At 65.8% G+C, this 13,445-nt stretch carries 14 protein-coding genes, 1 tRNA gene and 1 other RNA gene; 7 read left to right on the forward strand and 9 right to left on the reverse strand.

What is annotated here, in order from left to right; translation table 11 throughout:
* The first annotated feature begins 39 nt into the window (after positions 1-39).
* The 5 genes from thyA to GRI89_RS03965 all read left to right on the forward strand — a co-directional run bounded on the left by thyA (position 40) and on the right by GRI89_RS03965 (position 5,372).
* Positions 40-996, forward strand: coding sequence for a thymidylate synthase (gene thyA / locus GRI89_RS03945; RefSeq protein ID WP_328598077.1), 957 nt, complete (start codon positions 40-42; stop codon positions 994-996).
* 118 nt (positions 997-1,114) lie between these two features.
* Positions 1,115-2,395 carry a 3-methyl-2-oxobutanoate dehydrogenase (2-methylpropanoyl-transferring) subunit alpha gene (locus tag GRI89_RS03950; protein ID WP_159792411.1) on the forward strand — a complete coding sequence of 427 codons (1,281 nt, stop codon included), beginning with the start codon at positions 1,115-1,117 and terminating at the stop codon, positions 2,393-2,395.
* Positions 2,383-3,444: an alpha-ketoacid dehydrogenase subunit beta gene (locus GRI89_RS03955; protein WP_159792413.1), complete on the forward strand. Its 1,062-nt coding sequence runs from the start codon at positions 2,383-2,385 to the stop codon at positions 3,442-3,444. The genes GRI89_RS03950 and GRI89_RS03955 overlap by 13 nt, the downstream gene beginning before the upstream one ends.
* A 4-nt stretch (positions 3,445-3,448) precedes the next feature.
* Positions 3,449-4,765 (forward strand): dihydrolipoamide acetyltransferase family protein, encoded by a 1,317-nt coding sequence (locus GRI89_RS03960; RefSeq protein WP_159792415.1) that lies wholly within the window; start codon positions 3,449-3,451, stop codon positions 4,763-4,765.
* A 19-nt stretch (positions 4,766-4,784) separates the two neighbouring features.
* Positions 4,785-5,372 (forward strand): YdeI/OmpD-associated family protein, encoded by a 588-nt coding sequence (locus GRI89_RS03965; RefSeq protein WP_159792417.1) that lies wholly within the window; start codon positions 4,785-4,787, stop codon positions 5,370-5,372.
* 3 nt (positions 5,373-5,375) lie between these two features.
* Here the strand turns inward: GRI89_RS03965 and GRI89_RS03970 are convergent, their stop codons facing one another.
* Positions 5,376-5,690: a hypothetical protein gene (locus GRI89_RS03970; RefSeq protein WP_159792419.1), complete on the reverse strand. Its 315-nt coding sequence runs from the start codon at positions 5,688-5,690 to the stop codon at positions 5,376-5,378.
* Between the two features lie 262 nt (positions 5,691-5,952).
* Between GRI89_RS03970 and GRI89_RS03975 the strand changes: the two genes are divergently transcribed.
* A tRNA-Asp gene (locus tag GRI89_RS03975) sits at positions 5,953-6,029 on the forward strand.
* A gap of 13 nt (positions 6,030-6,042) precedes the next feature.
* Here the strand turns inward: GRI89_RS03975 and GRI89_RS03980 are convergent.
* The 8 genes from GRI89_RS03980 to GRI89_RS04010 form a co-directional block, all read right to left on the reverse strand.
* Positions 6,043-6,255 carry a DUF2842 domain-containing protein gene (locus GRI89_RS03980; RefSeq protein ID WP_159792421.1) on the reverse strand — a complete coding sequence of 71 codons (213 nt, stop codon included), beginning with the start codon at positions 6,253-6,255 and terminating at the stop codon, positions 6,043-6,045.
* Complete coding sequence (locus GRI89_RS03985) at positions 6,252-6,845, reverse strand: 5-formyltetrahydrofolate cyclo-ligase (protein ID WP_159792423.1); 594 nt, start codon at positions 6,843-6,845, stop codon at positions 6,252-6,254. Before GRI89_RS03985 ends, GRI89_RS03980 begins: the two co-directional genes overlap by 4 nt.
* A 220-nt stretch (positions 6,846-7,065) precedes the next feature.
* Positions 7,066-7,899: a winged helix-turn-helix domain-containing protein gene (locus tag GRI89_RS03990; RefSeq protein ID WP_159792425.1), complete on the reverse strand. Its 834-nt coding sequence runs from the start codon at positions 7,897-7,899 to the stop codon at positions 7,066-7,068.
* 81 nt (positions 7,900-7,980) lie between these two features.
* Positions 7,981-8,168, reverse strand: a non-coding RNA gene (gene ssrS, locus GRI89_RS18410) — 6S RNA.
* A 46-nt stretch (positions 8,169-8,214) separates the two neighbouring features.
* On the reverse strand, positions 8,215-10,125 hold the full coding sequence (locus tag GRI89_RS03995; RefSeq protein ID WP_159792427.1) for a DUF2207 domain-containing protein: 1,911 nt from the start codon (positions 10,123-10,125) through the stop codon (positions 8,215-8,217).
* An 11-nt stretch (positions 10,126-10,136) separates the two neighbouring features.
* Positions 10,137-10,706, reverse strand: a complete 570-nt coding sequence (locus GRI89_RS04000) for a LemA family protein (RefSeq protein WP_159792429.1) — start codon at positions 10,704-10,706, stop codon at positions 10,137-10,139.
* A 73-nt stretch (positions 10,707-10,779) separates the two neighbouring features.
* Positions 10,780-11,067 (reverse strand): cell division protein ZapA, encoded by a 288-nt coding sequence (locus tag GRI89_RS04005; protein WP_159792431.1) that lies wholly within the window; start codon positions 11,065-11,067, stop codon positions 10,780-10,782.
* The gene (locus tag GRI89_RS04010) at positions 11,064-11,282 is read right to left on the reverse strand and encodes a hypothetical protein (RefSeq protein ID WP_159792433.1); all 219 of its coding nucleotides are present in this window, start codon (positions 11,280-11,282) and stop codon (positions 11,064-11,066) included. The genes GRI89_RS04005 and GRI89_RS04010 overlap by 4 nt, the downstream gene beginning before the upstream one ends.
* A 175-nt stretch (positions 11,283-11,457) precedes the next feature.
* Here GRI89_RS04010 and tkt point away from each other — a divergent pair, with 175 nt between their 5' ends.
* The gene (gene tkt, locus GRI89_RS04015) at positions 11,458-13,431 is read left to right on the forward strand and encodes a transketolase (RefSeq protein WP_159792435.1); all 1,974 of its coding nucleotides are present in this window, start codon (positions 11,458-11,460) and stop codon (positions 13,429-13,431) included.
* Positions 13,432-13,445: the final 14 nt, after the last annotated feature.

The following is a 13,445-nucleotide window of genomic DNA, read 5'->3' on the forward strand; positions in this document are numbered from 1 at the left end:
CTCTTGGGTTGTTTGGCATCGTGTGGTTAGCGGTAGCGTGTGAACTCAACTCCCGCCTTCGATTTCTCGCGTGCAAGCGAGCACTGGGAATGGTCCTACCTCGACCTGATGCGCCGCATCTGGGAGGAGGGCGACGAGCGGGTCGACCGGACCGGCGTGGGCACGCGGGCGCTGTTCGGCACCCAGTTGCGGTGCGACCTTTCGGATGGACGTGTGCCGCTGCTCACCACCAAGCGGGTATTCTGGAAGGCCGCGGCGCGCGAGATGCTGTGGTTCCTGACCGGCGAGACCAACATCCGCCTGCTCTTGCGGCAGGGCGTGACGATCTGGAGCGACTGGCCGCTCAAGAAGTACCGCGAAGCCTCGGGCGATGACATCGCGCAGGAAGACTTCGAACGACGCATCGTCGAGGACGCCGACTTCGCCGCAAAGTGGGGCGATCTCGGCCCCGTCTATGGCAAACAATGGGTCGATTGGCCGACCTATGAACCGGCCGGCGACGGACACTTCAAGGCCGGACCGGGCATCAACCAGGTTGCGCAGGTCGTCGAGAGCCTGCGCAACAATCCGGGCAGCCGCCGCCACATCATCGAAGGGTGGAACGTCGCCCAGCTCGACGAAATGGCGCTGCCGCCGTGCCACAAGACATACCAGTTCCACGTCGCCGGCGACCGGCTCTCCTGTGTCCTGTACCAGCGAAGCTGCGACGTCGCGCTGGGGTTGCCGTTCAACCTGTTCGGCGCCGCGCTGCTGACCCGGATGATCTCCGAGCAAGCGGGTTACGAGCCGGGCGAACTCGTCTGGATGGGCGGCGACACGCACCTCTATCTCAATCACACCGACCTGATCGAAGCGCAGCTGGCGCGGGAACCGTCGGGCGATCCGCGGCTTGCCATTACACGGCAGCCGCCGTCGATTTTCGATTACCGGATCGAAGATTTCGAGGTCTCCGGATACCAGCCGCAGGGCACGCTCAAGGCACCGGTTGCCGTCTGACCTCCCGCAAATCGCTGATCCGGCTCGGAAAGGCTTCGTTGACGATTCGGCTGCCGCATAATATTATGTCGCAATCGTAGAATATCGTTTCCCCGCGAGACGAACGCTGGAGAGAGCAATGGCAAAGCAGGGTGAAGGCGGCGGCTACAATCGGCCGCGGCTTCAACTGCACGTGCCGGAACCCAAGTTCCGGCCTGGTGATACAGTCGACTTTTCGCACATCGTGGTGCCCGAGGCGGGCGTCCAGACGCGGCCCGACGAGGCCTGCGAGGCGAGCGAGACCAACCCGCTGTGCACCGACCTGGTGCGCGTACTGGGTGACGACAACAAGGCCCACGGCCCGTGGGATCCGCGCCTCACGCCCGACAAGCTGCGCGAAATGCTGCGCCACATGGCGCTGGTCCGCGCCTTCGACGAGCGGATGTATCGCGGCCAGCGGCAGGGCAAGACCAGCTTCTACATGAAATGCATCGGCGAGGAGGCGACCTCGGTCGCCGCAGCCCATGCGCTCGCTTCTGACGACATGGTGTTCCCGAGCTATCGCCAGCAGGGCATCCTTATCGCCCGCGGCTATCCACTGGTCGAGATGATCAACCAGATCTACTCGAACCGCGGCGACAAGCTGAAGGGCCGCCAGCTTCCGATCATGTATTCGAGCCGCAACTACGCCTTCTTCACCATCAGCGGCAATCTCGCGACCCAGCTACCGCAGGCGACCGGCTTCGCCATGGCGAGCGCGATCAAGGGCGACAGCCGCATCGCCGCCGCTTGGGTGGGCGAGGGCAGCACCGCGGAGGGCGACTTTCACTCCGCGCTGACGTTCGCCGCGGTCTATAACGCCCCGGTGGTGTTCAACGTGGTCAACAACCAGTGGGCGATTTCGAGCTTTTCGGGCTTTGCCGGGGCTGAGCGCACCACCTTCGCCGCGCGCGCCATCGGCTATGGCATCGCCGGCCTGCGCGTAGACGGAAACGACCCGCTGGCGGTCTACGCCGCCGAGCGCTGGGCCGCCGACCGGGCGCGGATGAACAAGGGCCCGACGCTGATCGAGCACTTCACCTACCGCGCCGAAGGCCATTCGACCTCCGACGATCCGAGCGCCTACCGGTCTGCGCAGGAGCGAGAGGAATGGCCTCTCGGCGATCCGATCATGCGGCTCAAGCTGCACCTGATCGAAATCGGCGAATGGTCCGAGGACCAGCAGGAAGCCATGGACCGCGAACTCGCGGAATCGGTAAAGGCGGCGACCAAGGATGCCGAGAAGAACGGCATCCTCGGCCATGGCCTGCACCACCCGTTCCACACCATGTTCGAAGACGTGTTCGAAGAGCTGCCCTGGCACCTCGAGGAACAGGCCGAGCAGGCCATCCGCGAAAGGCAGATCAAATGGCCACAGTAAGCGGAGACGATGTCGTCAGCCTGCACGACGCCCCGACCCGTCCGATGAACATGATCGAGGCGATCAACGACGCGCTCGACATCATGCTCGAACGCGATCCCGACGTGGTCATCATGGGCGAGGATGTCGGCTATTTCGGCGGCGTGTTCCGCGCCACCGCCGGCCTGCAGGACAAGTACGGCAAGACCCGCGTGTTCGACACGCCGATTTCCGAATGCGGCATCATCGGTGTCGCGGTGGGGATGGGGGCCTATGGCCTGCGCCCGGTCCCGGAAATTCAGTTCGCCGACTACATCTATCCCGGGCTCGACCAGCTGATCTCGGAAGCGGCGCGGCTGCGCTACCGCTCGGCGGGTGAATTCATTGCTCCGATGACAGTGCGCACCCCGTTCGGCGGCGGCATCTTCGGCGGGCAGACGCACAGCCAGAGCCCCGAGGCGCTGTTCACCCATGTTTCCGGTATCAAGACCGTGATCCCGAGCACGCCGCACGATGCCAAGGGCCTGCTCATTTCGGCGATCGAGGACAACGACCCGGTGATCTTCTTCGAGCCGAAGCGGATCTACAACGGCCCGTTCGACGGTTATTACGACAAGCCCACCAGGCCGTGGAAGGACCACCCCGACGCCAGGGTGCCTGAGGGGTATTACTCTATTCCGCTCGGCAAGGCGCGCACCGTGCGCGAAGGCCAGGCGCTGACCGTGCTGGTCTATGGCACCATGGTCCACGTGGCCGAGGCCGTATGCCGCGAGAAGGGCGTCGACGCCGAGATCATCGACCTGCGCACGCTCGTCCCGCTCGACATAGAGGCTGTGGAAAAGTCCGTGGAAAAGACTGGGCGTTGCCTGGTGATACACGAGGCGACCCGCACCTCCGGCTTCGGTGCCGAACTCTCGGCGCTGGTGCAGGAACGCTGCTTCTACCACCTCGAAGCCCCGGTCGAACGCGTGACCGGCTTCGACACCCCCTATCCGCACAGCCTCGAATGGGCCTATTTCCCCGGCCCGATCCGCATCGGCGAGGCAATCGACAAACTCTTGGGAGCGTAAGGCAATGGCCCGCTTCATCTTCAACCTGCCCGACATCGGCGAAGGCATCGCCGAGGCCGAGATCGTTGCCTGGCACGTCAAGGTCGGCGACACCGTCGAGGAAGACGGCCGCCTGGCCGACATGATGACCGACAAGGCGACGGTCGAAATGGAAAGCCCGGTCGCCGGCAAGGTAGTCGAGGTCGCGGGCGAAGAGGGCGACGTCATCGCCATCGGCAGCCCTCTGGTTGTGATCGAGACCGAGGGTGAGGTCGCCGTCGTGGATGCGCCTGCGCCCAAGTCCGAAGTCGTCGAGGAGCGGATCGAGGTGGAGACGCCCGAGCCCGAGGACGTGGCCCCGGTAATCGAGGCGGCACCTCCTCCAGCACCCCCGCCGTCCGTCGAGGAACCCAAGCCCGCCCCCAAGCCTGCACCGAAGCCAGCGCCTGCACCGGTCGCGCATTCGAACGCCAAGGTCCTCGCCAGCCCGGCAGTGCGCCAGCGCGCGGCCGAGCTCGGCATAGACCTCGGCGAAGTGCGTCCGGCCGAAGACGGCCGCATCCGCCACGCCGATCTCGACTCCTTCCTGTCCTATGGCGGGGCCAAGGGCTTCGCTCCCGCGGGCCGGCCGATGCGCGACGAGAGCATCAAGGTCATGGGCCTGCGCCGTCGCATCGCCGAGAACATGGCGGCGTCAAAGCGCAACATCCCGCACTTCTCCTATGTCGAGGAATGCGACGTCACCGACCTCGAGAAGCTGCGCGCCGACCTCAACGCCAACCGGGGGGGCAAGCCCAAGCTCACGCTGCTGCCACTGCTGATCACCGCGATCTGCCGCGCGCTGCCCGAGTTCCCGATGCTCAACGCCCGCTACGACGATGAGGCTAACGTCGTGCAACGCTACGGCGCGGTGCATCTCGGCATGGCGACGATGACCGACGCCGGGCTGATGGTTCCGGTGATCCGCGATGCGCAGGCCAAGAACCTGTGGCAGCTTGCGGGCGAGATCGGTCGTCTGGCCGAGGCAGCCCGCGCCGGCACCGCCAAGTCCGACGAACTCTCCGGTTCGACGCTGACCGTGACCTCGCTCGGTCCGCTCGGCGGTGTTGCCACGACGCCGGTCATCAACCGGCCAGAGGTGGCGATCATCGGTCCCAACCGCATCGTCGAACGGCCGATGTTCGTGCCCGACGGGATGGGCGGCGAGCGGATCGAGAAGCGCAAGCTGATGAACATCTCGATCAGCGCCGATCACCGTGTGGTCGATGGTTACGATGCCGCGGCGTTCGTGCAAGCGGTGAAGAAGCTCATAGAAGCGCCGGTGCTTTTGCTCGCCGACTGACGTGGTATGATCGCGGGCGATGGCCCGCGACCCACGCATCGACGCCTATATCGACAAGGCCGGCGACTTCGCCCAGCCGGTGCTGCGGCACTTCCGCGAACTCGTCCACGCGACCGTCGACGGCGCGGGCGAGGCGGTGAAGTGGGGCATGCCGCACTTCACCCACAAGGGTAAGAACATCGCCGGGATGGCCGCGTTCAAGGCGCACTGTGCGGTGATGATCCATGGGGCGGGGCGGCAGTCCGACAACGACGGAATGGGCCAATTCGGCAAGATCAGCTCACTCGATGACTTGCCTGCCGATGCGGAACTGGCAGCCAAGCTGGTAGCCGCGCGGACCCGGATCGACGAATCCGGGAGCGCGGTGAAACGGCCCTCAAATCCCAAGCCCAAGACTGACATAGCTGTACCGCAAGACTTTGCCGCCGCGCTGCGCGACAATCCCGCAGCGCAGGCGACCTTTGACGGGTTTCCCCCTTCGCAACGTCGCGAGTATCTCGAGTGGGTTACCGAGGCGAAGCAGGATGCGACGCGCGCCAAGCGCCTCGCCACGGCCGTCGAATGGATGGCCGAGGGCAAGCGCCGAAACTGGAAGTACGAGCGCTAGGCCTCAGCGCACGATCGCGCTGTAGCTCATCCGGCCCGAGCCGTTACCGACGCGCCAGCGCAGGTGCGTGACCGCTTCGGGCTGCACGTCCGCAATATTGCGCCAGGTGCGCCCGCCGTCGGTCGAGACCTGCAGGCTGTCGAAACTGGCGCGTTCGAACTGGAGGCGGGCGGGGACGGCGCTGGTTACGGTGTAGCTGCCGCGCGGGGCCTGCCAGCGCAGCACGGTGACGACTCGCTCGCCGCGCGAGAATCGCTGCGACGCCTCGACCGTGCGCCCAGCTCCGTCGCTGCGTTCGACGAAGACGGCACTTTCCACCGCTACTGAAGGGGTTTGCGCCTGCAGCGGGGCGGCGATTATCAACAGTGCAACAGGTCCCTCAAGTCGCATCGTTTCCCTCGCCTTCAGCCCGCTGCGGACGCGGCGGCAGGAATGGCGAAAAGAGGCGAAGATATGGTTAACGAAGGGGTTATCGTGGCGCCGCCGAAGGTTTCTTCAAAAGGGTGCCGGAAGGGCTGTTGACAGCCCTATGACCCTCTACTAGAGGCGCGGCTCCCAAGAGGCGCTGCCGCCGCAATGCGCGGGTGTAGCTCAGTTGGTTAGAGTATCGGCCTGTCACGCCGAGGGTCGCGGGTTCGAGTCCCGTCACTCGCGCCACTTGGGACATTTCCTACCGAAAACGCCCGGTCTCCATCCAGATCAGGAAGCGCCTGAGCGGCAATAGCCAGGCCACTCCGAGCACGATGTAGATGACCGTCTGCGCCGAGACCGGGAGCAGTTCGATCCATTGCGAAGCCCAGGCCACGCCGAGCGCATAGGCGCCGAGACCCGCCAGCAGCAACAGGATCCCCAGCGGGATTCGCAGGGTCGGTTCGGTCCTCATCGGAACGGTCCCAGCACGCGAGTTGGGGTGACCACAGCGGTCAGTCCCATGTCGTGCGGCTCGATCGGCAGTTCGTCCACTTCCTGCATGTCCCACGCCATGCCGATACGTATGACGTCGGGGTGGGCACCGAGCCACTTGTCGTAGAATCCGCCGCCCTGGCCGAGCCGGTCGCCATTCGCCGTGAAGGCGACGAGCGGCATGAACAGAACGCCGGGCTCGACCACCGGCGCATCCTCGCTGCCCTGCATCAGCCCGAAATAGCCCTTGGCAAGGTCGCTCTCGGCATAGGGGTCGGTGTGAGCGCGGAAGATCATCGGTGTTTGCAGGTCGACTAGCCAGGGCAGGGCGATGGTGTGACCGCGCTCGTGGAAGAACTTCGCATATCCGCTCGCCGGAGCCTCGCCCGGATCGGCGCGGTAGAGGCCGATCACGGCATCCTCGGGCACCAAGTCGAGCACGGCTGTAGGTGGGCGGTGGAACACCAGTGCGCTGACCTGCGGCGGAAGCGCGGCGGCATGCTCGCGCCGCGCAAGACGCAACCGCTTGCGGATCTCCTGCTTGCGCGAAACGATTGTCGGATCGGTCATGCACGTCCCTTGCCCCCCGAATGCCACGAAGTCGAGCAAACCGATATTCGCGGCAGCGAAGCGGCAAGAATTCACAATTTTTCAGAATTCGGGAAAGACTTTCGCCGGCAGGTTAGGCCATATCCCGATCGGCAGCGGGGAGTCCGTACTGCGACCCGTTCGAGTTCTCCGCTGCTAACCTCGCGACACGCCCATCCTTCGAGAGAACCGACCGGGGACTTCAGTCCCTTGGTGCGGACTTTCCAGGCCGCAGCCCGAACACCGGCAGGATCGTGCGGTAGAGCTCGTCCTCATTCTCCGCGACGCCCTGGCCGCCGGCCTCCGCTATCTGCCTGCGCAGTTCGGGAGAGGTGTGGACTGTGTAGAGGACGAACGGCCGCTCGTCGCCGCGTTCGCGCATCGCCTGCAACAGCTGGAGCCCGGCAAGCGGCTGCTGGCCGCGGCCCATGTCCGAGATCACGGCGCCGTATTCGTACATTGGGAGCAAGGTTACGGCATCGGCGGTGGTGCCGACCTGGTAGACGGCAATCTTTCTCTCGCCGAGAAATCGCTTCTCTGTCTCGTTGTTCTCCGGGTGGTCGTCGACCCACAGCACGCGCCCGACGGCACCGGGCGATTCACTGGAGACGACGTGCCGTTCCGTTCCACGCAGGCCCATGATCGTCGCCCCGGCAATGACAGGGGCCGCGAGCATGGCCAGCACGGCGAGATACCTCCGGCGCGATGCGGGCGGCACGACTGCTTTCGTCTCGACGACCTCCGCCGCCAGTCGGTAGCCCCGGCCATGAACGGTCTCAAGCGCAATGCCGTCGTCCCCCAGCGCGCTACGCAGGCGTCCCACTGCCTTGGCGAGCGAGTTCTCCTGCACCACGCGGCCCGACCAGCCGGCTTCGAGCAGGGCGTCCTTGCTGACCTCTTCGCCCGCATGCGCGAGCAGGACCCTGAAAATGGCCAATGAAAAGCGGTCGAGCGGCACGGGTTTGCCCGCGACGCTCAGGCGCTCGCGTGCCCGATCGAACTCGACTTGGCCAAAACGCAGGATAACGCCGCTCATTGGTCCCCCCCAACGGCCACGGATAGTAGGCCCCATTGCGGCGAACCGTCAATTTTGTTCGATTCCGAGCCAGGGTGGAGTGGCGGAACCACCATGGGTCGTTTGCCCCAGAATCCTCCGACGCCTCAACGTCAGGTGGGAACCGTTTACCCCGGTCCCCGGGTTCCATTCCGAAGAATGCAGTGGCCCGGTCGCCAGGGCAGGGACAGCTCCCTTGGATTGCTTATAGCCCCGGGGATTTTGTTGCGGCTCGTGCCGGGCAGTCCCGCCGCGCGCTAGATAGGGGCGATTGTAGTTCTCGGCAATGGGAAGGCGTTACCAGCCGCCGCCGCCACCACCACCGCCGCCGCCTCCCGAAGAGCCGCCGCCGCCCGAGCCGCTGCTCGAACCGGGCGCGGTCGATGCCGAGGAAATGGTGCTGGCGAGCGCGCCGCCCATTGCACCGGCGAAGCGCGAGGGATTGGACCATGCATTGCCCGAACCCGAGTACCAGCCGAACGTGTTGCCCCGCTGCGAGGGATCATTCTCTGCCGCGGCGAGGACGTCGGTGAACTTGTCGGCCCAACGGTTCTCGACCTCGAGCGCGATGGCGTAGGGCAGGTAGCGTTCGAACAACTCGGGCGTTTTTTCCGGCGGATGCATCGCTTCCAGCCGCTCTTCCTCGGTGATCGAGAGGTACTGCTCGAACCCGGCGATCCGGTCCATCATCTGGCGGCCCTCGACGGTCGGTGCGCTCATCCAGGCGAAGGCCGAGACGACGAACGGCAATGACAGGAACGGGAACAGCATCCAGCCCCAGGTCGAGAACGGCTCCACGGCGGCGAGGCGGAAGAAGATCAGGCCCGAGCAGATGATGCCGAGGACGAGGAGTCCCGCACCGAGGCCCAGCCCGCCTTTGCCCCTGCCGGGCCGGAAGACCATTAGCAGTCCCCCCGCCGTCAGCGCCAGGGCGATGGCGGCGATTGCGCGCTCGCCCGACGTGGCGAGGGTGTCCGATGCGGCGATGGCCGCGGCCACCAGGCCCGCGGTGACGATGAGCAGCCCGAGCCCGGCCCAGGCCCACGATAGGTTGCGGCGGAAGGTGACGTCCTCGTACTTTTGCGCCAGACCATCCTCCAGCGCGCTGCCGGCGGCACTGAAGCGGGCGTGGTTCTCGTCGTCCATCTCCATCGAATCGCCGCCCTGGAACAGTTCGGAGAGCATCGACGTCTCGGGCTCGGACAGGGTGCCCGATCCGCCGGCACGGGACAGCCAGGTCTTCTTGCGGTTGAAGAGGCCTTCCTCCCGCTCCTCGATCCTGAGCCGGCGGTGCACACCGCTTTCGACCACCGCGGCGGCGAAGCAGCGGTTGTCGTAGCCCATCTTCTTTACATAGCGCATGGCGGCGGCGGACAGGCCGTCCGGCGGGCTAAAGATCGGTACGACGGTGCCCGCGCGCGGTCCCCGACCGGCGCGTTTCCATGCGAAGAAGAAATATCCCAGGAGGCCGAGCAGCCCGATCACCGCCGCGCCGCGCGGTGCGTAGCGCTCCAGCGTCAGGGCGGTTGCCGACGGTGGCGGCGGGGCCTCGACGATGCCCTTGGGCCAGCGCACAGCGATAGTCAGGCCTTCATAGTAACTGAGCGGGGCGGTCGTCCCAATGGTGATCGAACCGGGCGCTTCGGCGATCACCCTGGCTGCATTGCCGGTGGCGCCCTGCGGACCGGTGTAGAAAGCTCGCTCCGGCCCGAAGGCGACCGGCTCGGGCAAGTTCACGCGTGCCGTGGCGCTGTCGATCGGGAAGGCCCAGCCGTTGCCGGTGACGTTCCAGTAGAGCTCGTCGTAGCCTTCGAAGAAGCCGAGCTGGCCGGTGGTGGTGTAATCGATGACGTAGGTGTGCTCGCCAGGGTCGACGTAGGTATCGGCGCTTCCGATCCTGATCCGCACGCCATTGTCCACGCTCTCGGTCGAGTAGGGCTCGGAGTGGCCGTCGAGGGTAACGCCCTTGACATCGAAACCGACCCGCACCCTTCGGCCCGCCTTGGAATAGATCGTCGGGAAATCGCGGAAGATGCCGTGCTGGATCTGGTCGCCTTCGGAGCGGACGTGGATCGTCTCACTGACGTCGAGCGCTCCGTCGCGACGCACCTCGATGTCGCTGTTCCACGCAAGAATGCGCTCTTCCGCCGAGACCGCCCCCGGCACGAGAACCGCCAGCGCGGCGAGGAGGAGTGCCAGCAGCCGCACGGCGCGAGTCCTCAGCTTGCGGAGGTGCCGAACTTGACCTGCGGCGCCTGCTGGATCGAGGCGTCCGTGTCCGTGTAGAATTCCGCCTCGGAGAAACCGAGCGGGCGGGCGAACAGCACGTTGGGAAAGGTCTGGATCGTGCCGTTCAGGTCGCGAACGGTGGCGTTGTAATAGCGCCGTGCCCCCTGCAACTGCTCCTCGATCTCGCTCAGTTCGCCCTGTAACTGCCGGAAATTCGCATCGGCCTTGAGCTCGGGATAGGCCTCGGCGACCGCCATGAGCCGGCCGAGCATCCCGGTGAAGGCGGCATCAGCCTGCGCCGTGGCGGCGACGCCGCCGGCATTGATCGCTTCGGCGCGGTGCGCGGTGACCTCGGTTAGCACGCCCTTTTCGTGCGCGGCGTAGCCTTCGACCGTGCTCACAAGATTGGGGACCAGGTCGGCGCGTCGCCGGAGCTGGACGGTAATGCCGCTGAATCCCTCCTTTACCAGCATGCGCAGGCGCACCAGGCGGTTGTAGATCGCCACACCCCACAAGAGCAGCACGACAACGACCGCGACGATGATGATGGTCGTCAGCATATCCGTCCCTTTCCCCAAGTTGCCGGGTGGTCATAACCCGGCGCGGTGTGGTCTCAAAGAATATCCCGGCGGATCAGCCCGCGTTGGCTTCGAGCCGAGCCGCGACATGCTCCAGCTTGTCGGCCAGCGCTTCGAGCGGTGTTGCAAGATCGGGCTGCGACCGGCTCAGTTCGAAGTTCTCGTCGGCCAGCAGCAGCGCGGCGTAGAGCAGGCAACGCGCTTCGGACTGGCTGGCGAGCCCTGGCATCTCGTTGATCTTGCCGTCGATTATCGCCCCGAGCTTCTTGATGTGCGGTTCCTCGCCCTCGCCACAGGCCACGGTGAACTTGCGCCCGGCGATGTCGATGGTGACGTTGCTCATCGCTGCAACTCCGCGATCAGGCTGTCGAGGTCGCGCAGCGCGGCCCCGGCTTCGCTGCGCAGGGCGGCGTGACGGCGTTCGAGATCGGGGTCACCTGCAGCGGCAGGCGCGGCCGCAGGGCGTGCCGCAATCGTCTCGATGCGGCGCGAGGCGGCCTCGATACGGGCCAAGGCCTGCGAGATGCGGTCCCCGTCCATGGCGGCGATGCTATCCAATTGCGCCTGCGTGCGCAAAGCCTTGGGGCGAAAAGTTGTGAACAGTTCTTGGCCGGCTATCGGCGGGGAAAGGGGGCTTTGCTTGACGCATGGCGGACCGTCCGCAAAGGAGGCGGCGCGCGCCGAATCGAGCCGACCAAACCACCAGGACGGCGCCCAGCAGGAGCACGTCTGAATGAGCCTTGATCCCGCCCGGCTGACGCCCATGGCCAATGCCATACGGGCCCTGTCGATGGATGCGGTGCAGGCCGCCAATTCGGGTCACCCCGGCATGCCGATGGGCATGGCCGACGTGGCGACCGTACTGTGGTCCAAGTACCTGAAATTCGATCCGAAGGCGCCCCACTGGGCCGACCGCGATCGCTTCGTGCTCAGCGCCGGGCACGGTTCGATGCTGATCTACAGCCTGCTGCACCTGTCGGGCTACGCGCACCCGACGATGGACGAGATTGCCAACTTCCGGCAGCTCGGCAGCCCCTGCGCCGGGCACCCGGAGAACTTCCTGCTCGACGGCGTCGAGGCGACCACTGGCCCGCTCGGGCAGGGTCTCGCCATGGCGGTCGGCATGGCCATCGCCGAGCGGCACCTCAACGCCGAATTCGGCAGCGATCTTGTCGACCACCGAACCTGGATCATCGCCGGTGACGGCTGCCTGATGGAAGGCGTCAACCACGAAGCTATCGGCCTTGCCGGGCACCTTGGCCTCGGCCGCCTGATCGTGCTGTGGGACGACAACAACATCACCATCGACGGCTCAATCGAGCTTTCGACCAGCGAGGACATCGAGGCCCGTTACCGCGCCGCCGGGTGGCACACAGTGCGCTGCGATGGGCACGACTATGCCGACATCCAGAGCGCCATCGACGAGGCGCTGGCCGACGGTCGCCCCTCGCTCGTCGCCTGCAAGACAATCATCGGCAAGGGCGCGCCCAACAAGCAGGGCACCAGCGCCACCCATGGTGCAGCGCTCGGTGAAGCCGAAGTCGCCGCCGCTCGCGAGACGCTGGGCTGGGAATACCCGCCTTTCGTGGTTCCCGACGAAATTCTTGGCCACTGGCGCAAGACCGGTGAGCGCGGTGCGGATGTTCGCGGCAAGTGGGAAGAGCGCCTGTCCGCTTCGGACAAGGGCGCAGAGCTGAGCCGCCGCATGGCCGGCGACCTGCCCGCGGGCTTCTCGCTCGCCGACTACATCGCCAAGCTCTACGCCGACCCCAAGAAGGTCGCGACCCGCAAGGCCAGCGAGATGGCGCTCGAAGTCATCAACGGCCTGCTGCCCGAGACGATCGGCGGCTCGGCCGACCTGACCGGTTCCAACAACACCAAGACCAGCCAGACCCACGGCATGACCGTCGGCGACTACTCCGGCCGCTACGTCTACTACGGCATCCGCGAATTCGGCATGGCGGCAGCGATGAACGGCATGGCGCTGCATGGCGGGGTCATCCCCTACGGCGGCACGTTCCTGATCTTCAGCGACTACTGCCGCAACGCCATCCGCATGGCCGCGCTGCAGGAAATCCGCTCGATCTTCGTGCTGACCCACGACAGCATTGGACTTGGCGAAGATGGACCGACCCACCAGCCGGTCGAGCAGGTGATGAGCCTGCGCCTCATCCCCAACCTCAACGTCTACCGCCCGGCGGACGCGGTCGAGACCGCCGAGTGCTGGCAACTGGCGCTCAAGGACAAGGATACCCCGTCGGTCCTCGCGCTGACCCGGCAGAACCTGCCGCAATTGCGTTCTGAAGGCGACATGCTCAGCGCCAGGGGCGGCTACCGCCTGCGCGCCGCCAGGGCCGGCCGCAAGGTCGTGCTCGTCGCCAGCGGTTCGGAGGTCGAGCTGGCCTGCGCGGTCGCTGACAGCCTCGAAGGGCAGGGCATTGGCGCGGACGTCGTCTCAATGCCGTGCACCGAGCTGTTCGAAGCGCAGGACGCCGCCTACAAGGCCGGCTTGCTACCGGCCGATGTGCTCAAGGTTTCGATCGAGGCGGGCGTCACCCACGGGTGGGAACGCTACACGGGTCTCGACGGCCTCAACATCGGCCTCAACCGCTTCGGCGCGTCGGCCCCGGCTGAGGCGTTGTTCGAAAAGTTCGGCTTCTCCGCCGATCAGATTGTTCCGAAAATTCTCGACAAGTTAAACGGTTAACAGGAGTTCCTCGC

The sequence above is a fragment of the Croceibacterium salegens genome (assembly GCF_009827435.1).
Taxonomy (GTDB): Bacteria; Pseudomonadota; Alphaproteobacteria; order Sphingomonadales; family Sphingomonadaceae; genus Croceibacterium_B; species Croceibacterium_B salegens.